Below are 22,843 nucleotides of genomic sequence, written 5' to 3' on the forward strand. Positions count from 1 at the left end.
CCCGAGCGCAGCCGAGGGATCTAGCTTCGGTCGCCGGGCGGCTGAAAAGTGCAACCGGCATTCGAGGCTAGATCCCTCGGCTGCGCTCGGGATGACACGGATGCGAACCCTCATCAACAACGCCGACGTTGTCCTGCCGAGCGGAACACAACGCGTTCCCGTTCTGCTCGACCACGGCGTCATCCGCGTTGATCCGGGCGACGTGTACGCCGACGAAACGGTTGACGCGGCGGGCCTACATCTGCTGCCCGGCTGCATTGACGATCAGGTCCACTTCCGCGACCCCGGGCTTACGCAAAAGGAGGACCTCCACACCGGCTCGGTCGCCGCGGCGAAGGGGGGCGTCACGACGTTCATCGAGATGCCCAACACGAATCCGACGACGACCGATCAGGCCGCGCTGGACTCCAAGTACGCCGACGCCGCGACCAAGTGCGTGACCAACTTCGGCTTCTACATCGGGGCGACGCCGGACAATGTGGATGTCCTCAAGTCCGTGCGCGGAGCGGCCGGCATCAAGATTTTCATTGGCTCTTCCACCGGCTCGTTGCTCGTCGATGAGCAGGACGCGCTCGAACGCATCTTCGCCGAAACAACGCTGCCGATCTGTGCGCACTGCGAAGACGAATCGACAGTCCGCGCGAATGCCGCAGCGATCGAGCATCCGACGGTGCACGATCACAGTCGCATCCGTGACGAGAAGGCGGCCGTCATCGCGACCAAGCGGGCGCTCGACCTGGCCCATCGCCACAAGCACCGCTTCCATGTCCTGCACGTCAGCACCGCCGCCGAGGTGCCGATCATCGCAGAGGCGATCAACTCCGGCGAGGGGCTCATCACCGCCGAGGTGTGTCCGCACCACCTGCTGTTCAACGTCGACGACTACGACCGGCTCGGCTCGCTGGTGCAGATGAACCCAAGTGTCAAGACCGCCGACGACAACGCCGGGCTGTGGAAAGCGCTTGCCGATGGGACGATCCAGGTCATCGCGACCGACCACGCCCCGCATCGGCTCGACGAGAAGGAGCACCCATATCCCGCCTCACCCAGCGGACTTCCCGCGGTGGAGAACATGCTCGCGCTGATGCTCGACGCGGTGAACCAAGACAAACTCACCATCGAGCAACTCGCCGACCGGATGGCCGACGCGCCGGCGCGGGTGTGGGACATCGTCGGCAAAGGCCGGATCGCCGACGGTTACGACGCGGACGTCGTGCTCGTCGACCTGAACGCCGAGCACACGATCCGCAACGAGGAGCAACTCACCAAGTCCGGTTGGAGCCCGTGGGACGGCGTCACGCTACGCGGGTTGCCGGTGAAGACGTGGGTCGGCGGTACGCTGGTGTTCAGCGACGGCCGGGTGGACGTGAACCATCGCGCCCGCCGGGCCGAGTTCGACCACGATCGCGGCGGTTACTGGGCGACGTGATCGGAGAACCGCGTTGCGGAGCAACGCGGCTGGGCGTGTCCCGTTGATCGGCGCAAAGCTGCGTTGCTCCGCAACGCGGTTTTCGCTGTGTTCGTACGATCGACCCATGTCGATTCCACGTTTGCGTTTGACTGACACGGTCCTGCTATTGGTTGATTTTCAACCGCGCGTGCTCGCACCGATGGCCGAGGGGCGGTCGGCGGTGTTGGCGGCGCGGACGTTGGCCGAAGCGTGCTGTGTGCTCGGGGTGGACGTGATCGCGACCGAGCAGGTGCCGGAGAAGTTCGGCAACACCGTGCCGGACCTGTCAGACTACGCCGGCGAGACGTTCGCCAAATCTCGGTTCAGTGCGTGGACGCCGGAGGTGGCGCGGGCGGTGGGCCGGCGGAGCTTGCTGGTCGCCGGGGTCGAGGCACATGTCTGCGTTTTGCAGACCGTGCTCGACGCACGGGCCGAGGACCGAGACGTTTTCCTTGCGACCGACGCGATCACGGCGGGGGACATGACGCAGATCGCCCCGGCCCTGCGACGAATGGTCGCGGCCGGTGCGGTCGAGACTGGCGTCGTTTCGGCGTTGTACGAACTGATGGCCGACGCGAATCGTGCCCATTTTCGTGACGTGCTGAAGCTGGTCAAGCGACTGCTGGCGGCGGGGTGATTTCAAGACCCGTGCGTTAACGCATTCTCAATGCAGAAGCGGTTAGACTTGAGAGATGCAAAGCCGACGAGATTTTTTGCAGTCTGCCGCCGCGGTTGCCGTGGGGTTCGCGGGGCTGCAACGCCATGTGTTCGCCGTGACCGATACCAACGCCGCGCCGGCCGTGGGCTACGGCCCGCTGCGGCGTGACCCGGCCGGCGTGTTCGATCTGCCCGACGGGTTCACCTACAAAATCCTCAGCACCAAGGGTGATCCGATGGACGACGGGCTCGTCGTGCCGGGTGCCCCTGACGGCATGGCGGCCTTCGAGGGCGAACCCGGCAAGACCGTGCTCATCCGCAACCACGAGCTCGACCCCAACGCGCTGGCGTCGAGCCCGTTCATCGGCGTCCGCGACCGGAAACCCTATCTCGAAAAGTTCTACGACCGCGGCTGGCAGATGACCCCGTCGATCGGCGGCACGACCAATCTTGTCGTCGACAACGAAACCCTCGAAGTCGAGCGTGAGTTTCTCTCGCTCGGCGGAACCGTTCGCAACTGCGCCGGCGGGCCGACGCCGTGGGGAAGTTGGATCACCTGCGAGGAAACCAATGTCGGACCGAGCCAGATGTGCGAGCAGTGGCACGGGTACAACTTCGAAGTGCCGGCCAGCGCGACGGGCCTGGTCGAGCCGGTGCCGCTGCGGGAAATGGGACGGTTCCAGCACGAAGCCGTCGCCGTCGATCCACGCAGTGGCATCGTCTACCAGACCGAGGATCGCGGCGATGGGCTGATCTATCGCTTCATCCCCAACGTTCCCGGCGAACTCGCCAAGGGCGGCACGCTCCAGGCGATGAAGGCACGTGACCGCCGAACCTTCGACGCACGGAACTGGGACCCGGTCCCCGAGATCAAACCCGGCGAGTCGATCCCTGTCGAGTGGATTGATCTGGAGGACTACGTCGAGTGCCACGACGACTCGCTGCGTCACCGAGGTGCGGCCGACGGGGCGATCGTCTTCGCACGGGGCGAGGGCATGTGGTACGGCGATGGCGAGATCTACTTCGCCTGCACCAACGGCGGCATCGAGAAGAAGGGGCAGATCTGGCGTTACGTCCCCGACACGGAAACGCTCGAACTGTTCGTCGAGCCCAATGACGGTGAAGTCGTGGACAATGCCGACAACCTGACCGTCGCGCCGTGGGGCGACCTGATCGTGTGCGAGGATGGGCCGGGCGAACAGTTCCTGCGCGGGGTCACGCCCGAAGGCAAGTTCTACACGCTGGCCCGGAACCGTGCTCCGGGTAACAGCGAGTTCGCCGGCGTTTGTTTCGGTCCCGACGGGAAGACGCTGTTCGTGAACATTCAGAAGAACGGACTGACGCTCGCCGTGCGCGGCAACTGGTAGGTTGGTTTGCCCACAACAAAGCGGCGTGACGGAATCAGCTTTCCGTCACGCCGCTTTGTTGTCGTAGAGACAGGGCTTTATTCGCCGCGCGTCAGCGTTGGCGGGATCATGTCGGCGGTGACGGTCTTGTACACGTCGGCCGGGTCGAGCGAGTCGATCGCCATCGGGGTGAGGTAACTCAGGTTGATCCGCGGGTCTTCGACGAGCGTGCCGTCGATGCCGACGAAGGTGCCAAGGCGTTCGGTCATCAGAGCCGACATTTCGCCCGGCTCGGCACGAACGTACACGAGGGTCCGGCCGGTGTTGGGGTCGGTCAGGCGGAAGAGCGTTTGTCGGCCGAGGCGGAGCTTGCTGGTGCGCAACACGCCGACCGCGACGTAGTTCTTCAGGTTGGCAGCTTGCAGTTGTTCCTGGTGCTGGGCGTTCTCGGCTTCGAGCTGCGCCTGTTGCTCCTCCATCTCGCGCCGCATCTGTTGGACTTGCTTGTACTGCTCGATCGCGGCCCGGCGTTTCTCGATGCCTTCGAGCCGAAGCGCGACGAGGTCGCTGTCCGCCTCACCGAGTTCGCCGGTGTCGGCGAGGGCGGCGTACTCGGCCAAAAGTGAGTCGAGATCCTGTTCGTCGATCGGCTTGGCGACTTCCTCGTTGAACCGTTGTTCGAGCGCCAACATCCGCTCCGCGGCCGATTCGCTGCTGAGCGAGGCGGGGCGTGTGGCGGGTACCTGTGCGACCACGTCCGGCGTGTCGCCTTCGCCGGCCAAAGGCACACGCGTGCCATCGGTGTCGGGTTCGTCGAAGCCGGCGACTGCGGTGTCGGCCGGATCGTCGGGCATCTCGGTCACCTCGGCCGTCTCAGGTGCATCAGCAGTGTCGTCAACAACTGGGTCCACATCAGTTGCCGAGTCTTCGTTGGCTGCCACGGCACCATCGTTGCCCGTCTCGGACGTGCCGACCGGACGCAGGGAGTCCTTGGGGACGTAGTAAAACACGTCGGCCGGCGGGGGGATGCGGTAGTAGGCGTCGTCGGTTTCGCCGAGAATCGTCAGCTTGCTCCCGGCCGTGATCCGGCTGGGGGCGAAGTCCCACTTCATCTCGTTGATCTGACTGGCGATGCGAACGTTGAGGTCGCGGACGGCCGTTCCTTCGGACGGGAAGTCGGCGTTCCCGCTGCGAGTGACGTGGCCGGCGGGTACAAGACAGAAACTACCCTCGGGCGGCTCGATCTGCAGCCATCGGTCGAACTTGATGGCGACCACGTTGACCCGCTCGCCGGGCTGGAGGCGCAGGACCGGATAGCTGGTTTCGCCGGCTCCCGCTTGAGCGTTGACCGGGCGGATCACCTCGCCGATGACCTGCTTGGTTTGGCCCACCGTCGTCGCCGACGCGGTGAACGTCAGAACGATGGCGAGCATCATGGCCTGTAGTGAGCGTGTTCGGATCATCGTTATCATCGTTATATACCGGACGAGAGTCGTCGTCATCCACCACCGATCGGGGTACGCGACGGTCGAGATTGCCCCGGAGTCTAGGTTTTATCGGACGATCGACCGCATTCAGTTGCGTTCAAATACCAGTTTTTGTGCGTTCATCGTTGGTGCCTGAAGAATTACGTTAACGAGTAGATGGCACCCGAGCCCGCCCACCCGTTGTTGAACTCTTCAGACCCGGGACGAGAGCTGGAGCAACCGCCGATGAGCGAAAGTCTTCGGGACCTGCCGCTCGATTCGAGCGTTGCCCAGTCCGCGCTGGATAGTTCCAGTGCGATCCAGGATCGCTTCCTGGCGATGCTGAGCCACGAGTTGCGTACGCCGCTCACGCCGGCCCTGATCTCTATCTCGCAGCTTCAACACGTTATTCACAACGAGTTCAATAACGACCCGCGGCTCGTCAAGCCGCTGTCGGTCGCACGCAAGAGCATCGAGACCGAGGTTCGCATGATCGAGGACTTGCTTGATCTGTTGAACCTCAATCGCGGCAAGCTGAGCATCAACCGTAACCCCTTCGACATCGTCGAGACGGTGCGCTCGGTTGCCGAAGTGTTTGAACCGCAGGCCGAACGCAAGGGCGTCGCGGTTACGATCGACATGCCTGATGAAGCAGTGATGATCGACGGCGATCGCGCGAGGATCGAGCAGGTGCTCTGGAACGTGATCGACAACGCGGTGAAGTTCACCAACGCGGGGAACATCCGCATCGTGGCCAAACCCACCGCCGACGGCACCGTTCAGGTCAGCGTGATCGACACCGGCATGGGGATCAGTGCCGAAGCCTTGCCGCGTGTGTTTTTTGCCTTCGAGCAGGGCGGCCGGGGTGCCGATAGCGATGCCGATGAGGCCGACGATCGCTATGCCCGAACACGTATCGACGGCCTGGGCATGGGACTGGCGTTGAGCAAGTCAATCATCGATTTGCACGGCGGACGTCTCATCGCGCGCAGTGCCGGTATCGGCAAGGGCTCGACGTTCACGGTCGAACTCGACACCACCGGCGCCCGGCATCACTCCGCCGGCGACAGGCCGCCCCTCGATGCCGCGGGGCCCGGGCACTCGATTCTGCTCGTGGACGATCATGTCGACACTGCTGCGGCGATGGGCCGGCTGCTGCGGCGGTTCGGTCACGAGGTCACCACGGTCGGCACGGTCGCTGAGGCTGTCGAGGCGGTCGAGCACAACGCGTTCGACATTCTCATCAGCGACATCGGCCTGCCGGACGGAACCGGGCACGACCTGATCCGCCGAATGCCCGAGCCGTTGCGGCAGCGTTCGATCGCGGTCAGCGGCTTCGGGTCCGACGGCGACAAGCGGCAGAGCGCCGCCGCCGGCTTTCGCGAGCATCTGGTCAAGCCGATTACGCTCGACGCGCTCAACGCTGCCGTTGATCGGGCGCGGGGCAAGGTGCCGTCCGAGACGGAGGCCGATTCGTGATCCGAAAACTCGGCGTCATGAGCGACACCCACGGCCGGCCCGAGATCGCCGCGACCGCCGTCCAACGACTTATCGATGCCGGTGCCAAGGCGATCGCCCACTGCGGTGATGTCGGTACGGGCCACGAAGGACGCTCCGTCCTCGATGCGTTGGTAGGCCCCGTGCCGGTTTGGTTTGTCTGGGGCAATACCGATTACGACGGGAAAGAACTCGAAGCCTACGCCCAAGCGTTGGGGCTGCATTGCCTCTCGCATTGGGGCCGGTTGCCGGAAGATGTCATCGGGGATGACGGCCCGGTGGCGCTGCACCACGGCCACGACTTCCGGTTGTACGATCGCATCATCGCCGAACAGGGCGGCGGATACCTGCTCAGCGGTCACACCCATGTTCCGCATGACGGCATGGAAAACGGCGTCAGGCTGCTCAATCCCGGTGCGCTACACCGGGCCCGCCCTAAGACCGCGGCCATGCTGAACCTCGCCGATGGCGACTGGGACCTGCTCGAGATCGCTATGTAACAACGTCGCCGAGTTCGTTGGACGTTTGTATGCCTTTTCAGGTAAACGTGGCATTTTGCCGCGAAAAAGGGGCTTTTTCGTGTAACAGGTAGATTCGGGGTGTGGGCTTTGTGCCAAAATGGTAACATTTGGTCACACCCGGAGAAATCCGATACGGGTTAAACGGGACAAGCTCATGGCGACGGTACCAAGCAAGTTGAGGACGGAAGGTGACCCGGCGGAGGCAGAATTCCCGGGAGCCACAAAGCCGTCCGCACCCAAGCCGGATAGCATCGCTTCACGCATGCTGGATCGCGGTTTGTCCGGGGACCGTATCATTCGCATCTCTCCGGTCGGTACCACCGCAACTTCCGGGGAACTAGCTGCCGAAAAGTCGCTTGTCAGCGATGAGTTTCTCGACGACATGGCCGATCCGTTACCCATCCGTATCCGCACCTTCCGTAGCGAAGATGCAACTGCGGTGCGTGTGCTTTACGAGGAAGGCCTCCTCGGCGGTCAGATCGCCGAGAACGACACGGGGTTGGACCTCGATGATGTCGAGGCGGCCTACCTCGACACCGGCTTCGGGCACTTCTGGGTCGCCGTCAACGAGGCGGGCCGAGTCATCGGCACCATCGGGGTGCAGAGCCACGAGGAAGGCGTCGGCGAGATCCGCAGGCTACGCGTGCATCCCGAATGTCGTCGCCGCGGTGTCGGTAGCCGACTTCTCGAACAGGCCATCCGTTTCTGTCGGTCGTCGAACTTCCTGAAGATCATGCTCGACACCCACATGGAGCAGGAGCCGGCAATCAAGCTCTTCGAGAAGTTTCAGTTCCGTCACGGCCGCACTCGCGACACCAACGGCAAGCAACTCCTGGTCTTCTACCTCGACCTCTATAGCGACGACGGTTGAAGCGACCGCGCAGCGCGGCGGCTGACGTCAGGCCGTAGCATGGCCGCATGTCCGATCCGACGAATCTGCTGAACCGGGCGTCCGCCGAAACCGCCCGGCTTTGCTCGGAACTGACCGAACTGGCCGAGCCGTTCGACGCATGGTGCCGTGCGTGTGCCGAATGTTGGGACGCCGGGGGCAAACTGCTGGTCTGCGGCAACGGTGGAAGTGCCGCGGATTCGATGCACCTGGCCGAGGAACTTGTCGCCCGGTTTTGCCTTGATCGTCCGGCGCTCGCCGCGATCTCGCTCACCGATCCGACGGTGCTGACCTGTGCCGGCAATGACTTTGGCTTTGAGCGCATCTTCTCTCGGCAGGTCGAAGCGTTGGGCCGACCTGGGGACGTGCTGGTCGTGCTCTCGACCAGTGGCAACAGTCCCAACCTGATCGCCGCCGTCGATGCCGCCGAGCAACTCGGCATGAAAGTCGTCGCACTGCTCGGCAAGGGCGGCGGCAAGCTCAAGGGCAGGTGCGATGTCGAGCTTCTCGTCGACGATGACACGAGCCATCGCGTTCAGGAAATGCACAAGGTTTTGTATCACACGCTTTGTGAATGGGCCGATGGCTACGCGGTCGAAAGGGCGGCCGGTCCGAAACCTGGCTAAGCTGTCCGCGTGGAAACGAGCGTGAGTCCCACCACACCGATCGTCGAAGTGCCGCCGATTTTTACACGCGGCGGTCCACCGGTGCGCATGCCCAAGCTCGACCGGTTCGTCGCACTGCTCGTCGGCGGCGGGGCGCTGGCGTTGTTGCTAGTCGCGGCGACGCTCACGCCGAGTTCTGACGGTACCGGCACGCACACCGGCCTCGGACTGGCCAAGTGCGGTCTGCTCGAAGCATCGGGCGTGCCCTGCATCACATGCGGTTACACGACCGCGTTCGCCCACACGGTTCGCGCGAACTTTGTGGGGGCGTTCTTCGTCCAACCCGGGGGGCTGTTCACCGCGCTCGTGGCGGCAGCGACCGCGTGGGTCGGCCTGTACGAGGCGTTCACCGCACGTCCGGCTCACCGGATGCTCCGCCTCGTGTCGCTTAAGGTTTGGCTTACCGTGTTGCCGACGATCTTCCTTGGGGCATGGGCGTGGAAGATTTATCTCATCTCCACCGGAAAGGACGGCTGGGATTGATGCAGTTCGTATCGAAAAAATGGATCGCCGCGCTCGCGCTGGCACCGATGACGTTGCTATCGGGCTGCGGCGTGCTCGGTTTCATCGCCGCCACCGCGCCGCCGCCGAGCATCGAAGCCTCCTACGCCGGGCTCGAGGAAACCGAGACCCTCGTGATGGTCTGGATGGACGAAGCGCTCGAAATCGACTTCCCGTCGGCAACGCTGGACCTGAGCTTTGCGTTGCAGACGAACCTGATGCAGGGGGCCGAGGCGGACACGCCGGGACTGATCGGGACGACTTTCCCGTACACGCCGCCGAGCGTGCTCAAATGGCAACGGGAGCACCCCGAGACGCAGTACCAATCGGTCGAGGCGTTCGCGCCGGACTTGCCGGTGGATCGGCTCGTTTACGTTGAACTGACCCAACTCGACACCCGAGCGCCGGCGAGCATCGCGCTGTTCCTCGGCACGGCGACGGCGTCGGTGTACGTCGTCGAGATCACCGGCACCGGCGCTGACCGCACCGCGACGACGGTCTTCCAGGACAACGAGATTCGCGTGCAATGGCCCGAGGAAGCGCCCGACACCGGTCGGCCCGACCTGAGTGATCGGCAGGTCTACGTCAACACATTGCGGCTGCTCTCCGACGAGTTGGCCGTCCGCTTCGTACGCCGACCCGGAGATGCGTGGTGAAGACGACATTGATTTTGTTGCTATTGCTCTTGTCCGGCTGCAACGTGGTGGGGTATGCGGCTTATGCCATGCGCGGGCCAACCAAGGTGCCTGCGGCCTATGACCTGGCGGCCGAACCGACGCTGCTCGTGGTTGAGAACGCCAAGCAACCGCAGGTCGGCGAAATCCTCGCGGAGCAGTTGGCGTCGTTGGTCGCCGACAAACTCGAGAAGGCCGCACCGACGGTCGTACTCGTCGATGAGTTCGAAGAACTGAGCTTTGCGATCGTCGAGGAACGCAAGTCGCTGCGGCAGATGGGCGAAGATGCCGGCGCGACCCGGGTCGTCTACATCGACCTGCAAAACCTACGCGTCCGGGCCATCACCGGCACCGACAGCTACGTCGGCCGCGCCGAGGTGAGCGTGAAGGTGCTCGACGTCACGACGGGCACCATCGCGTTCCCGACCACGCAATCCGGCGGTGTTCCGGTGACCGCGCAGACCGAGCGGGAGCCGTTTGAGAACCGCCGGCCGGGCGAAGTGCGGACGCAGGTGTTGAATCAGCTCGCCACCAACATCGCCCGTCTTTTCTACGATCACAGCATCGAAGAAAAGGGCCTTGGCGGTCCCGATGACGAGGACAGTTAACGCAATGCGTCGATCAGTCCTTCTCGGGTGACGGCCGACTGCGTTCCGGTGGCCATGTCCTTGACCTCGAACGCGTCGCCGACGACGAGGGTCTTGGCCGCGCCGCTCCGATCGGCGAGCTTGAACTGGGCCTTGACACTTCGGCCGGTCAGGTCCGCGTCGACGGCGATGCCGGCGGCGCGAAGCTCGTGCATCAACGGCAGCACCGACACGTCGGTCGTGTTGACGATCCACACCAGCGGCGGACGCGCGTCGGACAACTCCGTCGCCTGTGCTTCCAACGCCAGCAGAACGCGTTCGATGCCAAGGCCGAAGCCGACGCCGGGCGTGGGCCGACCGCCCAGCGTTTGCACGAGCGTGTCGTAGCGCCCACCGCCGCCGACAGCCGATTGGGCACCGATGTCGGTGGCGACGAACTCCCAGAGCGTCTCGGTGTAGTAGTCGAGGCCGCGCACCAGATTGGCATCGATGTCGAACGCGACCCCGAGGTCGGTGAGCAGTTGGCAGGTCTTGTCGAAGTGAGCCTTGCTCGAATCGCTCAGCGCATCCGACGGCAGCGGGGCACCGACACACGCGTCGAGGTCGCCGGGGACTTTGCTGTCGAGGATGCGCAGCGGATTGGTTTCGAGGCGGCGTTGCGAGTCGTCGCTGAGTGCGCTTTGCTTGGGTTCGAGAAACTCGCGCAGTTGATCTCGGTAGCGGGCCTTGCTCTCGGCGTCGCCGAGGCTGTTGACGCGGAGGTGCAGGTTCTTCAGGCCGATCGCGTCGTAGAAGTCACGCTGGAGGGCAATGCACTCGACGTCCTGCTGTGCGTCGGCCACGCCGAACGCTTCGACCCCGAACTGGTGGTGTTGGCGCATGCGTCCCTTTTGCGGCCGTTCGTAGCGGAGCATCGGGAAGAGATAAAACACCTTCGCCCGCGCGCCTTCCTGATCGAGTAGACCGGCTTGCAGCACCGCGCGAACGACGGAAGCGGTTCCCTCGGGGCGGAGCGTGAGCGATCGACCGCCACGATCGTCGAAGGTGTAGGTTTCCTTGGAGACGATGTCGGTCGCCTCGCCGACGCCGCGGTGGAAGAGCTCGGTGTGCTCGAAGACCGGCGTGCGGATTTCGCTGAAGGCGTAACGGCCGGCGATGGTCCGGGCGGCGGTTTCGATCGCCTGCCACTTCCACGACTCGGCCGGGAGGATGTCTTGCGTGCCCTTGGGGGCCTGGAGTTTGTCGGGCATGATGTGCGCCTGTCGCGCGGTGCGGCGAAGCCGCCCGTGCCGCTCGGACACGGGCGGCTTCGCCGCACCGTTAAACGATTTGTCGGCGGATCGGCTACGAGACGTCTTCGCCCTCGGCGGGGGCGACGTCCTGGGTATGGGCGGTGGCTTCGTCGGCGGCCTTGTTGGGGTCGCCGGCTTCGCCTTTCTCAGGCTCGACTTCCTCAACGCTCGCCGATTCGAGCAGTTTGTCGAGCGTCGCCTGCTCCTGCATTTGCAGGTAGAGGTTTTGCAGTTGGCCGTTCTGCTGCAACTCCTGCTTGAGCGTTTCGGGGCGTTGGCCGCGCTCCATGGCGGCAATGGCGATGCGGCCGTTGAGTTCGTTCTCGTCGACCTGGATGCCGTGCTCCTGCGCGGCCTTGCTTAGGATGAAGAAAGTCTTGAGTTCGTTGCGGGCCGCTTCGGACGCACCCTCGCGGAGCTTGTCGATGTTGCCACGGATCTGCTCGGCCGGCATGCCGCGCATCATCAGTTCCGACGCACGCCGCTGAACGACGCGGTCGGCTTGCCGATCGCTCATTTTCGTCGGCACGTCGAAGCTCACGTTGTCGATCAGATACTTCTGCATCTGAGCCCGCATCGACTGCTGGATGTCGTTCTCGACGCGCCGCTCCATCTCGGCCTTGAGTTCGCGACGAAGCTCGTCCTGGTCGGCGATTTCGAGCTCTTCGAGGAACGAGTCGTTGATCTCGGCGAGTTCGAGTTCCTTGATCTCCTGCACGGTGACCTCGACCGAAAGCTCCTTGCCACGCACGTTCTCGCTCGGGTGGTTGTCCGGAGCGTTGAGGGCGAACGTCTTGGTCTCACCGGCTTTGGCTCCGGCGAGTTTGTCCGCGAGGTCGGGCACGTCGATGCCGTGAATCTTGCCGGCCCGGGCGACGAGGTTGGCCGACTTCTGCTCGGTGACGGTTTCGTCGCCGAGCTTGATGGCCACGTCGGCTTCGATGTAGTCCTTCTCCTGGACGCCACGATCTTCGACCGGGACGAGCGTGCCTTGCTGTTCGCGTAGGTTTTGGACGGCCTGGTCGACGTGCTCCTCGTTGATCTCGACCTTCGGTTTCTTAATGGTGGCCTTGGAAGCGTCGGGCAGGTCGAACTCCGGGGCGATCTCGACCTCGAAGCTGAACTTCATCGGGCCGCTCGTGGGCAGTTCGATGTCGTCGGAGCCGAAATCGGGATCGCCGAGCACCTTAAGATCGTTCGCTTCGATGGCCTGTTGATAGCTTTCGCGGACGACGGTCTGGAGAACTTCCTTGCGGAGCTCGTTGCCGAACTTTTTCTGGATGAGGTGGGCCGGCGCTTTGCCCTTACGGAAGCCGGGCAGGGCGATTTCGTTGCGGAACATGCCGAGCTGATCGCTCATCAGGCTGCTGATGCGGTCCTCGGGGACTTCGATGGAGATCTTCTTGGCGGACGGGCCGCTGTCTTCGACGGTGGTGGGGTAGTCGAAAGTGGTTTCGTTCTGTTCTGCGATTGCGGCGTCGGCCATCGTTTGCTCCGGGATGTTTCTACAAAGAAGTAAAGGTCGCCATCCTAGCCGCAGCCGGTGGGGTGTCTACGCTACAACCCCCACGGAGTGTGTCATGGCCGACGAAAAACCGAGTTTGATCCAGATTGACGACGATTGGAAAGCCCAGGCCCAGGCCGAGAAGCAAAAGCTCGCCGAGGCGGCCAAGGCGAAGGACGCCGCCAAGGCCAAGACCGCCACGCCGCCACCAGCCGCAACGCCGACCGAAGACGCCGGCGATGACGGCACGCCCTTCGACCAGCTTGTCCGCACGGTGCTCACACAGACGATGCTGTACCTCGGCATGCTCCGCACCGGCCGGGCGACGACCGATTACGACGCCGCCAAGCGGCAGATCGACATGCTCGGCGTGCTCAAGGACAAGACCGCCGGCAATCTCACCGCCGACGAAACCAGCAACCTCGACATCGCCCTCCACGAGGCCCGCAGTCGTTATGTCTCGGCCGTGAGCCAGACGATCATCTAATTTGTAAACCGCGGTCCGTCCGATAATCTGGTGGGAACTTCCGCCCCTGTTTCCCCGGCAAGGATGCCATGGATCGCGACACCGAAGAACCAAAGACTTTGCCGCCGCAGCGCACGAGCCTTCAGGGGCTCTGGCAGTTGCCGACGTTCGTGTTGGGTGTCGCATTGTTCGGCTTAGGCGCGTACCTCTTTCTCGCACCTTCCGCGACGTGGCCTGTCGCTGAACGGCTGACGCTCATTCGCGGACTCATGGACGCCAACCGGTATGGCGACGCGATCGAGCAACTCAACACCACCCTCGCCGAGTACGAGATGGAGCCGCTGGATCAGGCAGAGGTCCACCTGACGCTCTCCGAAGCCCTCGAGCACGGGCAGAAGCAGCAGGGCATTGATCTGCCGGTCAATCACGAGCGCATTCTCGATCAACTTGCCGTCGCGGAGAAGCTCGGCGCGAAGCTCGACGGTCAGGCGTTGTGTCGGCGGGCCGAGTCGTTCCGGGCGCTCGGCGACACCGAAGCGGCGGCAGATGCGTTTCGCCGGGCGATCCTTGTTGGCGACAAGTCCGCCGTCGCGACACGCCGGACCCTGATCGACATGCTCGTCGAGAACGAGTCGGTCGCGGCGGCCGAAAACGAAATCGAGGCATACCTCCGCACACCCGACCTCTCCAATCAGGAACAGGCCTGGGCGTACGGCGAGCTCTCCGAACTCCGCGCCGCCGGCGGCGATACCGCCGGTGCAAAGGAAGTGCTGGAGAAAGCGGCCGGGCTTTCCGACGATCCGCAGGTGCAAGGCCTGGTACATCTGCGACTTGGTCAGGCGAGCTTCCGGCTCGGCGAACCCAAGGCGGCCGAGCGCTTCCTGCGTGTCGCCCGCGACCAACTCGGCACCGGTGCCGACGAGGACGCCGATGCGGCTTACTTGCTCGGCCGGATCACTTTGGAAGACGGGCGCCCCGCCGAGGCGGTCAGCTTTTTTGACGAGGTGCTGGAGAATCATCCCGACACCGGGCTCGAGCCGCAGACACGTCTGCGGCGTGGTGTGGCGTACATGGAGCTTGGTCAGGTGCCGGCCGCGATGAGCGACTTCGAGCGTGTCGTTTCTTTCGCCTCGGCCCGTCCGACCCACCGCGTGCTTCGCGAAGACGCGCTCGATCTGCTCTATGACGCCGGTGCGACCGCGACCGCCAACCAAGATGACGCGTCCGCCTTGGACCTGTTGGCGTTGGAAAAGCGTTTGCTCGAAGCGGGCGGGGACAAGCCCGACGGGCCGTTCTTTGCACGTCTTGCCGGAACGCTCGAACGCCACGCCGCCGAGATCGGCACCGTGGCCGAGGAGGCTTCCAACCCCGCCGAGCGGATCGAGGCCGACCAACTCGCACGCCGTCTCCGCAAAAATGCCGGCGATGCCCTGATGATGTTCGCTCGCCGGCAAACGGTCGTCGACGATGCCGCTTCGCAGATGGCACTTCGCAAGGCCGTGGACATGTACGAAGCGGCGGGTGCGACGGACGATGCGGCGTCCGCGTTGGAGCTTTACGCGGTGGAACGGCCCAGCGACTCGGCTACGCCGGACGTGTTGCTTCGACTCGGCCAACTTCACCAAGCCGCCGGTCGATTCAACAAGGCCGCCAACACCTTCCGCCGACTCCGCGAGATTTATCCGAACACGCTGCCCGCCGCACAGTCGGCCGTGCCGCTCGCACAGTCGCTGATGGCGATCGACGACAGTCGGCTCGACGAGGCTCAAGCCGTGCTCGAAACCGTGCTCGGCAACGACCTGTTGCTCACACCCGCATCGCCGACCTACCGTGAGGCGTTGTACGAACTCAGCCGGCTCTACCACCAGCGCGGCAACTACGCCGAAGCCGTCAATCACCTCGAGCAATACCAGCAGCGCTACGCCGACGATCCGCGCATGCCGCGGCTGATGTACCTGCAAGCCGACTGCTTCCGCAAACGAGCCCAGGAACTGGAATCGGAAATCGAACAGGCACAACTCGCTTCCGCGAGTATCGGCGGCGAGTCCGATGCGGACGTCATGGCCGTCGCGCCTGAGGATTCCAATGAGCAGCAGGACCGAGCGGCCAAACGCTTGGAGGTGATCGGCCGCGCCAGTGATCTGTACCGCGATGTCATCCGCCGCTACCGCCAGCGTCCGCCGACCGACGCGACGGACCAACGTGTCTACAAGCAATCGCAGTTCGCATACGCCGACTGCATGTACGACCTCGGCGAGTTCAAGCAGGCGATCGAGCTCTACAACGCCGCCGCGTATCGCTATCAGGATGACCCCGCCGCGCTCGGCGCTTACGTCCAGATCATCAACGCCCACGTCCAGCTGGGCCAGACGGAGCAAGCACGCACGGTCAACGAGCGGGTCAAGTGGCTCGTCAAGCGCATGCCCGACGACGCCTTTGTCGATGGTGGACTCAGCCGTGAAGCGTGGATGCGGTGGTTCGACTTCGCCGAGCGGTCGGGGGTGATGGAATGAACTGGCCAGACGTGACCGCGGTGCTCGAAGCGCTCGAACAACAGGCCGTTTGCTACCGCGAGTTGGCCGATCTCGCCGCCCGGCAGCACCGGCACGTTCGCAACGAAGGTGCCGAGGACGAGCGAGCACTGCTCGACGTGCTCACCGAGCGGCAGGCGGTGATGGATCGTGTTGCCGCGCTCGAACCGACGCTCGGTCCGGTCCGACAGGATTGGCCCACGTTCGCCGAGACACTTTCTGACGCGGACCGGACGCGTGCCGAGGCACTGCTCGGCGAGGTGCGTGAACTTCTCACGAAGATCACCGAGGGCGACCGCGACGACACGCTCGTCCTCCAGCAGCGCAAACTATCGACGGGGCAAGCCCTGCGGGCGACCAAGGTCAAGACCGCTGCCGGTCGGCATTATGCGGGTAACGCTTACGCCAGGCAGAAGTCGGTCGATTTCAAGGGGTAGTCGCATGCACGAGACGCTCACGTCGTCCGACAATCCGCCGGTGATGCGCGAGGTATCCGCTGCGGACCGGGTCGATGAGCTCGGCCGGATCATCCTGGCCTACTCCGAGATCACCGAACGGCTCGAAGCATCGCAGGACCAACTCCGCCAGCGGGTCGAGCGCCTGCAAGCCGAACTCGGTGAGAAGAACCGCCAACTCGAACAACGCAACCGCCTGGCCGCGCTCGGCGAGATGGCGGCGGGCATGGCTCACGAGCTACGCAATCCGCTGGGCGGCATCACGCTCTACACCGACCTGCTCGGCGCGGAGGTCGTTGAGCAACCCTCGGCGTCGGCGTTCGTCGGGAAGATCGGACAGGCCGTCCGTCGGCTCGAACGCATCGTCGATCGCACGCTCCGTTTTGCCGGCAACGTGACCGCCCGCCGGCAGGTGTGCGATGTCGTGCCCATCGTCCGCGAGGCCGTCGACCTGGCCGGCGGCGCGACCATCGACGCGCCACCGTCTCTTGTTGCCGACGTTGATCCAGACTTGCTCTGCCAAGCCGTCCTGAACCTCGTACGCAACGCCAACGAGGTCGCCGACGCCGTGCGTGTCTCGGTGAGCGATGGACTGGAAATCACCGTCCGTGACAACGGCCCAGGGTTTCCGGCCGAGATGCTCGACCGTGCGTTCGAGCCGTTCGTCACGACCAAGCTCGACGGCACCGGCCTCGGCCTTGCCATCGTCGCTCGCATCGCCGAGGCCCACGATGGCACCTCGACCGCCCGCAACGACAACGGGGCGATCGTCACGATCGAACTGCCGAGCGAATCCACGGGTTAGCGTTAGGGCTGGTCGGACGCGTCGAAGGATCAGGCATGCCGCGACGTTTCGGAATCATCCGTTTGGCGGTGACCGTGCTGTTGGTCGTGGCTTTGTCGGTGACGCTCTTTCTTGGGACGACGAGTCGGAACACGAATCGGCGTGTCCACTTCAGTCTCGCCGACGGTGTTAATCTGATCCTGTCCGCACAGAGCGGCACGCTCAGCATTACGGTCTTCGATTGGCATGGGGCAAGGCCTTGGGCGAACCAGATGATCACCGTGCCGGGGGATTCGTGGCGTGCTTACCCTCCGGGCCCGCGCCAGCATCTTGGCCGCCTTGGCTTTGGCCATCAACACGATCCCGTTCTGTTCGTGATGGACCCGACGCCGGCAAGCGGGGTGCAAGTCTTTGGCGCGGCGACCGCGACGCTTCGAGGCGATCTATACCTTGCTTCCGGCGTCCATTTGGTCGTTCTGCTTTCGCTGTGCCTTGCGGCCTTTTGGGTTCGGCCGCTCGTTACAAGATCGGGTCGCTCGCGCAGCGGACTTTGCCCGACCTGCGGTTACGACCTCCGCGCGAGTCGCGACCGTTGTCCCGAGTGCGGGACAGCCGTCAGTTCAGATCGAGGAACAGATCCTGGAAGTCCGGCACCTTCTCCGCCGTGCCTTCCAGGTCGTACTCGTCGCTGATGAGCGTGCCGATGTAGGCGTTGAGGGCGAGGGCGCCCTTGCTGTCGGTCTGGTGGGTGGCGATTTCGCTGGCGAGGTTGAGCAGGTCGTACACACGGCAGCGGGCCGGGAGGATGCGCTGGCGCTTGACGCTGAGGTTGTCGAGGTTGGCCACGCCGTAGAGCCCGTGGAGGTCGCCTGCTGTTTTGTCGAGCACGTGGATGAACGTGCTGGTTAGTTCGTCGCCGATGCGTCGGCATCGCGTGAGCGTCTGGCGTAGCTGCATGACTTCGCGGACCGACGCCCACGACCGCTGGGCCGACTCAAATCGCTGGCGAATCGCGGCAAATCCCTCGTCTGAATCAAACTGGCCCAGTGCACGGGCAAGGGTGTGGTGCGCGTCGTTGCCGACGCGGATGTAGGAGCGGAAGGCCCGCGAGTAGCCGACCATGCCGTTGTCGCAGACCTGACGCAGAAGCGACAGGTAGATGCGCGGCTGGCCGAAGCCGTCGACTGGGATCTCGCAGACGAAGCGGTTGTGGAACGTGTCGCCGCCGATGTCGAAGCCGAAGTTGCCCGAGTGGGGCGTGTGTTCGGAGGTGAGGGTGCCGTCGTGGTAACGCAGGCGTTGCCCGTGGTTCTGCTTGACGAGCTCGGCCGAGTCGTCGAAGCCGAGCAGGCCGCGCTTGGGGTTGGAAACCGCGAGGAGCCGTGGCTGGCGATCCTCGCTGCGCTCGACGCAAAGCCGCAGCCGATCGTCCGGGCTCGACTCGACCACGCGTTGAAACACCTCGTCGTAGTCGAAGTAGCGGAACACATTGCCCGTCAGCCCGAAGCGGTGGAACAGCGACGACCAGAACCGCCCGGTCGCGTCGAAGGTCTCGCCATCGATCGCGATTTTCGGCTGCGGCTTCACCGCCGCCCGGTACGTCGGCGACGCATCGATCGGCTCCTCGGCCGGCACGACCTCCAGCCCGCCAAGGTTGGCCGGGCGATACTCGATATTGATCTTCAACTCTTCGATGAGCGACATGGGTGATACTCCTGAAATCAAAACGCCCCGTTGAGCATCCGCGCCCAGCGTTGACGGTTGTCCACCGCCGGTTGTGGGCGGTCGATGATGTACTTGGGTAGCTGCGGTTCGAGGTGGGCCAGCAAGCCTTGCATGCGGTTGCAGATCTGGTCGAGGCGGTCGTTGGGCATGACGGCCCGCCACTCGCCGTCGGTCCAGAGGTACTGCTCACGCGGGGCGGCGGTGCGGGGGAAGGGCCACTTCGTCGCGGTCGGCTGCACGATGTTCTTGTGCGGGATGCCGGGATGTTTCCGCAGTACACGCCCGGCCATCTGGATTGTCGGAAGCTTCCCGCTCGCCCGGCAGAACACCGTCTGCAGCGACGGGCAGTCGAACCCCTCGATCAGCAACAGCATGTTGATCAGCACGTCGAGCCGACCCGCTTCGAAGTCGGCGATCTGGCGTTCGCGATCGGTCTGAGCGGTGACGACTTCGCTGCGCACGCCAAGGGCCTGCATCCGTGCCTGGCATGCCTCGCACTGCTTGCGGGTGTGGAAGAAGATCAGAGCCCTGCCCCAGCGCTCTTGGTCACCGGCATACACCTCGGCAACACGCTCGGGTTCGTGCGAGTCCAGTGCGTAGTGGTGGTACGGCGCGAGATACCCGTCGTCGATGAGTCGTTCGATGCCCGCGTCGCGGAGGGTCTTCTCGAAGCAGAGCCGGACGCGGTCGGTGCGGAAGGGTGTCGCGGAAAGGCCGAGGATGAGCTTCGGTTTGATCTGCCCGTGCAGGTTCGCCATCGAGAGCGCACCGTCGTGTTGGGCTTCGTCGATGACGAGCATGTCAACGCTCGGCGGGCGTTTGTCGAACATGCTGATGGGCACGAGGTCGACGCCGAAACCGCGGGCATTTTCACGCTGGACCTGACTGAGCAGGTTCCGTCGCATGGCGCACCAGCCGACACGGAAGCCACGCGCCTCTTGAATCGCCTTCGCAATGAGCAGGCCCATGACGGTCTTGCCCGACCCCGTCGGCGATTCGACGAGCACCGACGTGCCGGTGCCGTCGAAGTGCGCCAGCGCGTTGGCAACGATCCGTTGCTGGTAGTCGCGCGGCTCGAAACCGGCCGGCAAATCGAACTTTTCGGTGACTCCGTTCACGTGGGATGCGGACCCTAACACCTTCCGCTCAAACGTCAAACGGAATCTTCGCCGGGCGCCGGTTCTGAAACGGATTTCGGCAGCTTGACGAACTTGGCAAGAAGTTCGCCACGGGTGGCGACGTCGAACTTCTTGTAGAGGTTCTTGACGTGGACGTGGACGGTGTGTGGAGAGATGCCCATGGCGAGCGCGATCTGCTTCTCACCTTCGCCGCGTAGGAGCAGCAGCAATGTCTCGCGCAGCCGCGGCGACAGGTCGGGCATCGGCACGTCCGGCTCGGCATCAGCCGCCGGCGGGTTGGGCTTGCCCTGGCGCAGCGCCGACTGCGCCGCGATCGCCGCCGCGACGGTGCGCACGTCCTTCGTACTGGTCGCTTCCTTGAGGACTTTCGCGAGCAATCGGCGTTGCTCGTCCTCGTCGTCGGTCAGAAAGATGGGATCATCCTCGGCCAAGGGCCAAAGGATATCACCGATCGGCAACCGTGTGCTGGGTGAGCAACCGGTGACGCGCGATCGGCAGGGCGAAGAGGATCAGGCCGTAAGTGATCATCGCGACACCGATGCCGAGAAAGATCGTGGGATCTTCACGTGCGCCCATCGCCATGCCGAGCCCGGCGAAGGCCATCCCCAAACCGATGCTCAGGATCAATCCGGCAAAGGTGCCGAAGATGTACCAAGCGACGCCGGACACCGGAGCGACCGCCGGCGCGGCGTATTCGAGCGGCTCGTTCTGGCCGGGCTCGATGTGGTAAGCGTCCGGGTAGACTTTCATCGGCGAGGGTTCGGGCATGCACATGAGCATACCAGTACCCGCGAAAAGTTGCGGGTGATTATGTCGCTCACCCGTCGAAACCGGCTTGGGCGACGTCGACGGCCCGCAGCAACGCCTCGGCCTTGTTCATGCACTCGCGCCACTCGCTGGTCGGCACGCTGTCGGCCACGACGCCGGCGCCGGCCTGAACGTCGTACAGCTCGCCATGGTGGACGATCGTGCGCAGGGCGATACAGGTGTCCAGGTTGCCCGCGTAGTCGAGGTAGCCGACCGCGCCGCCGTACGGACCACGTTTGACCGGCTCGAGCTCGTCGATGATCTGCATGGCCCGGATCTTGGGTGCGCCGCTCACCGTGCCGACGGGCAGCGAAACCCGCAGCGCGTCGAGTGCGGTCATGCCGGCTTTGAGCCGACCGATCACGTCGCTGCTCAGGTGCATGACGTGGCTGTAGCGTTCGACGGTGAACGCCTCGCGCAGCTCGACGGTGCCGATTTCCGCAACCCGGCCCACATCGTTGCGGTGCAGGTCGACCAGCATCGCATGCTCGGCGGTGTCCTTCGGGTCGGCACGAAGCTCGGCTTCGAGTTTGGCGTCCTGTTCAGCGGTCTTGCCGCGATGACGTGTGCCGGCGAGGGGACGCGACTCCACCACGCCGTCTTCGACGCGGCACAGGATCTCCGGCGAGCTGCCGATGAGCGTCGCGCTGGGCGTCTCCAGGTAGAACATGAACGGTGACGGGTTGATCACACGCAGTGCCCTGTACACGTCCAGCGGGTCGGCTCCGCTTTGCACACGCAGGCGAAGCGACGGGACGAACTGGAAGATGTCGCCGGCCGCGATGTACTCCTTGCCCGCGACGACGGCCGACTCGTACCCGGCTTGGTCGAGCGTCGCCTCGTACTCCAGCGAGAGCGGCCGATCCAGCTCAATCTCGCCGAGCGTCAGCGGTGACGGGACGGAGAGCCGTTGCACCAGATCGTCACAGCGTCGGCAGGCCGCGTCGTACGCGGCTCGGACGTCGCCGCCGATCGACGCGTTCGCCACGGCCCGGACCGTCTTGTCGACGTGGTCGAAGATCAGCAGCCGGTCGTAGATGCCGAAGTGAACGTCCGGCAGGCCGCGATCGTCGGCGGGGGAAGTGCCGAGCTTCTCCGGCTCGTAAAACCGCATCAGGTCGTACCCCGCGAACCCCACCGCACCGCCGGTGAAGCTCGGCAGACTCGGGTCACGCCAGAACCGGCCGTCGCCCATTTGCGCCTGCAACTCCGCGAGCGGATCGCTCGTCGATTCGGTCGGCTCGTACACCGCGACCGGGTCGAACGCGATGAACGAATGCCGGCCGACCCGTTCGCCGCCGACGACGCTTTCCAGCAGAAACGCATGCCCATTTCCACGCACCCGCGCGAACGCACTGACCGGCGTGAGCGCATCGCCCAGCAGCCGGCGGTGGACGGGGATCGTCGTGTACCCGTCGGCGGCGAGTTGGGCGAAGGTGTCGAAGTCCGGCGCGTACCGCATCGGGCGAAGCATAGAATGCCGAACGCGCGGTCGGGGCGGCGATCGCCTCCATGCTCGCACTCGTGTGGGCGTGGGGGAGGAAAGTCCGGACTGCACAGGGCACGATGCTCGGGAAATCCGAGGCGTGGCAACGCGATGGAAAGTGCCACAGAAAAGATACCGCCACGGTCCGCCGTGGTAAGGGTGAAATGGTGCGGTAAGAGCGCACCGCGTCGGCCGTGAGGCTCGACGGCACGGCAAACCCCATCGGCAGCAAGGCCAAACAGCGGTGCATGGTGTTGCTCGCACCACCGCGGGTAGGCCGCATCAGGCAAATGATCGCCCACGACCTTCGGGTCGTGAACAGAATCCGGCTTACAACCGACCGCGCAAAACACGACGGCGGGCGTTGAACCCAAACCCCCCCCCCGTTTGTTCACCCCACA

At 64.3% G+C, this 22,843-nt stretch carries 22 protein-coding genes and 1 other RNA gene; 15 read left to right on the top strand and 8 right to left on the bottom strand.

What is annotated here, in order from left to right; all coding sequences use genetic code 11:
* Positions 1–100 precede the first annotated feature (100 nt).
* The 3 genes from AAGD32_14350 (at position 101) to AAGD32_14360 (ending at position 3,474) form a co-directional block, all read left to right on the top strand.
* Positions 101–1,429 (top strand): dihydroorotase, encoded by a 1,329-nt coding sequence (locus AAGD32_14350; protein MEM8875426.1) that lies wholly within the window; start codon positions 101–103, stop codon positions 1,427–1,429.
* 106 nt (positions 1,430–1,535) lie between these two features.
* Entirely contained in the window at positions 1,536–2,087 is a 552-nt protein-coding gene (locus tag AAGD32_14355; protein ID MEM8875427.1) for an isochorismatase family protein, read from the top strand.
* A 55-nt stretch (positions 2,088–2,142) separates the two neighbouring features.
* Positions 2,143–3,474 (top strand): alkaline phosphatase PhoX, encoded by a 1,332-nt coding sequence (locus AAGD32_14360; protein MEM8875428.1) that lies wholly within the window; start codon positions 2,143–2,145, stop codon positions 3,472–3,474.
* Positions 3,475–3,551: 77 nt separating this feature from the next.
* Here AAGD32_14360 and AAGD32_14365 read toward each other — a convergent pair whose 3' ends face one another.
* A complete protein-coding gene (locus AAGD32_14365) occupies positions 3,552–4,916 on the bottom strand; it encodes a hypothetical protein (GenBank protein ID MEM8875429.1) in 1,365 nt (454 codons plus the stop codon).
* A gap of 249 nt (positions 4,917–5,165) precedes the next feature.
* On the opposite strand from AAGD32_14365, the gene AAGD32_14370 reads away from it, so the two are divergent.
* The 7 genes from AAGD32_14370 to AAGD32_14400 all read left to right on the top strand — a co-directional run bounded on the left by AAGD32_14370 (position 5,166) and on the right by AAGD32_14400 (position 10,274).
* Positions 5,166–6,398, top strand: coding sequence for an ATP-binding protein (locus AAGD32_14370; protein ID MEM8875430.1), 1,233 nt, complete (start codon positions 5,166–5,168; stop codon positions 6,396–6,398).
* A gap of 17 nt (positions 6,399–6,415) precedes the next feature.
* The gene (locus AAGD32_14375) at positions 6,416–6,916 is read left to right on the top strand and encodes a metallophosphoesterase family protein (GenBank protein ID MEM8875431.1); all 501 of its coding nucleotides are present in this window, start codon (positions 6,416–6,418) and stop codon (positions 6,914–6,916) included.
* A gap of 403 nt (positions 6,917–7,319) precedes the next feature.
* Positions 7,320–7,808: a GNAT family N-acetyltransferase gene (locus AAGD32_14380; GenBank protein ID MEM8875432.1), complete on the top strand. Its 489-nt coding sequence runs from the start codon at positions 7,320–7,322 to the stop codon at positions 7,806–7,808.
* Between the two features lie 47 nt (positions 7,809–7,855).
* Positions 7,856–8,452, top strand: coding sequence for an SIS domain-containing protein (locus AAGD32_14385; protein MEM8875433.1), 597 nt, complete (start codon positions 7,856–7,858; stop codon positions 8,450–8,452).
* 21 nt (positions 8,453–8,473) lie between these two features.
* Positions 8,474–8,974 (top strand): DUF2752 domain-containing protein, encoded by a 501-nt coding sequence (locus AAGD32_14390; GenBank protein MEM8875434.1) that lies wholly within the window; start codon positions 8,474–8,476, stop codon positions 8,972–8,974.
* Positions 8,974–9,648: a hypothetical protein gene (locus tag AAGD32_14395; GenBank protein ID MEM8875435.1), complete on the top strand. Its 675-nt coding sequence runs from the start codon at positions 8,974–8,976 to the stop codon at positions 9,646–9,648. The genes AAGD32_14390 and AAGD32_14395 overlap by 1 nt, the downstream gene beginning before the upstream one ends.
* The gene (locus AAGD32_14400) at positions 9,645–10,274 is read left to right on the top strand and encodes a hypothetical protein (protein MEM8875436.1); all 630 of its coding nucleotides are present in this window, start codon (positions 9,645–9,647) and stop codon (positions 10,272–10,274) included. The genes AAGD32_14395 and AAGD32_14400 overlap by 4 nt, the downstream gene beginning before the upstream one ends.
* Here AAGD32_14400 and hisS read toward each other — a convergent pair.
* A complete protein-coding gene (hisS, locus tag AAGD32_14405; protein MEM8875437.1) occupies positions 10,271–11,503 on the bottom strand; it encodes a histidine--tRNA ligase in 1,233 nt (410 codons plus the stop codon). The two genes, AAGD32_14400 and hisS, sit on opposite strands and share 4 nt — an antisense overlap.
* Positions 11,504–11,597: 94 nt before the next feature.
* Positions 11,598–13,031, bottom strand: coding sequence for a trigger factor (gene tig, locus AAGD32_14410; GenBank protein ID MEM8875438.1), 1,434 nt, complete (start codon positions 13,029–13,031; stop codon positions 11,598–11,600).
* Positions 13,032–13,125: 94 nt separating this feature from the next.
* Here tig and AAGD32_14415 point away from each other — a divergent pair, with 94 nt between their 5' ends.
* From AAGD32_14415 to AAGD32_14430, 4 genes are all read left to right on the top strand, one after another.
* Positions 13,126–13,536 carry a DUF1844 domain-containing protein gene (locus AAGD32_14415; protein MEM8875439.1) on the top strand — a complete coding sequence of 137 codons (411 nt, stop codon included), beginning with the start codon at positions 13,126–13,128 and terminating at the stop codon, positions 13,534–13,536.
* A 68-nt stretch (positions 13,537–13,604) separates the two neighbouring features.
* On the top strand, positions 13,605–16,028 hold the full coding sequence (locus tag AAGD32_14420; GenBank protein MEM8875440.1) for a tetratricopeptide repeat protein: 2,424 nt from the start codon (positions 13,605–13,607) through the stop codon (positions 16,026–16,028).
* A complete protein-coding gene (locus tag AAGD32_14425) occupies positions 16,025–16,483 on the top strand; it encodes a hypothetical protein (protein ID MEM8875441.1) in 459 nt (152 codons plus the stop codon). Before AAGD32_14420 ends, AAGD32_14425 begins: the two co-directional genes overlap by 4 nt.
* A 4-nt stretch (positions 16,484–16,487) precedes the next feature.
* Positions 16,488–17,306, top strand: coding sequence for a HAMP domain-containing sensor histidine kinase (locus AAGD32_14430; GenBank protein ID MEM8875442.1), 819 nt, complete (start codon positions 16,488–16,490; stop codon positions 17,304–17,306).
* A 594-nt stretch (positions 17,307–17,900) separates the two neighbouring features.
* Here the strand turns inward: AAGD32_14430 and AAGD32_14435 are convergent.
* From AAGD32_14435 to AAGD32_14455, 5 genes are read right to left on the bottom strand one after another with little or no spacing between them, the layout of a single operon-like run.
* Positions 17,901–18,989, bottom strand: coding sequence for a DUF932 domain-containing protein (locus AAGD32_14435; GenBank protein ID MEM8875443.1), 1,089 nt, complete (start codon positions 18,987–18,989; stop codon positions 17,901–17,903).
* A 17-nt stretch (positions 18,990–19,006) separates the two neighbouring features.
* Positions 19,007–20,128 (bottom strand): DEAD/DEAH box helicase family protein, encoded by a 1,122-nt coding sequence (locus AAGD32_14440; GenBank protein ID MEM8875444.1) that lies wholly within the window; start codon positions 20,126–20,128, stop codon positions 19,007–19,009.
* 35 nt (positions 20,129–20,163) lie between these two features.
* Positions 20,164–20,580, bottom strand: coding sequence for a helix-turn-helix transcriptional regulator (locus AAGD32_14445; GenBank protein ID MEM8875445.1), 417 nt, complete (start codon positions 20,578–20,580; stop codon positions 20,164–20,166).
* Positions 20,581–20,593: 13 nt separating this feature from the next.
* Complete coding sequence (locus AAGD32_14450; GenBank protein ID MEM8875446.1) at positions 20,594–20,917, bottom strand: hypothetical protein; 324 nt, start codon at positions 20,915–20,917, stop codon at positions 20,594–20,596.
* Between the two features lie 49 nt (positions 20,918–20,966).
* Positions 20,967–22,418: a chorismate-binding protein gene (locus AAGD32_14455; GenBank protein MEM8875447.1), complete on the bottom strand. Its 1,452-nt coding sequence runs from the start codon at positions 22,416–22,418 to the stop codon at positions 20,967–20,969.
* Positions 22,419–22,443: 25 nt separating this feature from the next.
* Here AAGD32_14455 and rnpB point away from each other — a divergent pair.
* An RNA gene (gene rnpB / locus AAGD32_14460) (RNase P RNA component class A) lies at positions 22,444–22,791 on the top strand.
* Positions 22,792–22,843 lie beyond the last annotated feature (52 nt).

This window comes from Planctomycetota bacterium (genome assembly GCA_039182125.1).
GTDB lineage: Bacteria > Planctomycetota > Phycisphaerae > Tepidisphaerales > Tepidisphaeraceae > JBCDCH01.

What these genes read in the sequence shown, in the direction of transcription:
- AAGD32_14425 (MEM8875441.1), top strand. Translation starts at nt 16,025, where the DNA reads ATGAACTGGCCAGACGTGACCGCGGTGCTCGAAGCGCTCGAACAACAG.
- AAGD32_14355 (MEM8875427.1), top strand. Translation starts at nt 1,536, where the DNA reads ATGTCGATTCCACGTTTGCGTTTGACTGACACGGTCCTGCTATTGGTT.
- AAGD32_14385 (MEM8875433.1), top strand. Translation starts at nt 7,856, where the DNA reads ATGTCCGATCCGACGAATCTGCTGAACCGGGCGTCCGCCGAAACCGCC.
- AAGD32_14435 (MEM8875443.1), bottom strand. Translation starts at nt 18,989, where the DNA reads ATGTCGCTCATCGAAGAGTTGAAGATCAATATCGAGTATCGCCCGGCC.
- AAGD32_14370 (MEM8875430.1), top strand. Translation starts at nt 5,166, where the DNA reads ATGAGCGAAAGTCTTCGGGACCTGCCGCTCGATTCGAGCGTTGCCCAG.
- tig (MEM8875438.1), bottom strand. Translation starts at nt 13,031, where the DNA reads ATGGCCGACGCCGCAATCGCAGAACAGAACGAAACCACTTTCGACTAC.
- hisS (MEM8875437.1), bottom strand. Translation starts at nt 11,503, where the DNA reads ATGCCCGACAAACTCCAGGCCCCCAAGGGCACGCAAGACATCCTCCCG.
- AAGD32_14430 (MEM8875442.1), top strand. Translation starts at nt 16,488, where the DNA reads ATGCACGAGACGCTCACGTCGTCCGACAATCCGCCGGTGATGCGCGAG.
- AAGD32_14450 (MEM8875446.1), bottom strand. Translation starts at nt 20,917, where the DNA reads ATGCCCGAACCCTCGCCGATGAAAGTCTACCCGGACGCTTACCACATC.
- AAGD32_14455 (MEM8875447.1), bottom strand. Translation starts at nt 22,418, where the DNA reads ATGCGGTACGCGCCGGACTTCGACACCTTCGCCCAACTCGCCGCCGAC.
- AAGD32_14395 (MEM8875435.1), top strand. Translation starts at nt 8,974, where the DNA reads ATGCAGTTCGTATCGAAAAAATGGATCGCCGCGCTCGCGCTGGCACCG.
- AAGD32_14365 (MEM8875429.1), bottom strand. Translation starts at nt 4,916, where the DNA reads ATGATCCGAACACGCTCACTACAGGCCATGATGCTCGCCATCGTTCTG.
- AAGD32_14375 (MEM8875431.1), top strand. Translation starts at nt 6,416, where the DNA reads ATGAGCGACACCCACGGCCGGCCCGAGATCGCCGCGACCGCCGTCCAA.
- AAGD32_14420 (MEM8875440.1), top strand. Translation starts at nt 13,605, where the DNA reads ATGGATCGCGACACCGAAGAACCAAAGACTTTGCCGCCGCAGCGCACG.
- AAGD32_14350 (MEM8875426.1), top strand. Translation starts at nt 101, where the DNA reads ATGCGAACCCTCATCAACAACGCCGACGTTGTCCTGCCGAGCGGAACA.
- AAGD32_14380 (MEM8875432.1), top strand. Translation starts at nt 7,320, where the DNA reads ATGGCCGATCCGTTACCCATCCGTATCCGCACCTTCCGTAGCGAAGAT.
- AAGD32_14360 (MEM8875428.1), top strand. Translation starts at nt 2,143, where the DNA reads ATGCAAAGCCGACGAGATTTTTTGCAGTCTGCCGCCGCGGTTGCCGTG.
- AAGD32_14415 (MEM8875439.1), top strand. Translation starts at nt 13,126, where the DNA reads ATGGCCGACGAAAAACCGAGTTTGATCCAGATTGACGACGATTGGAAA.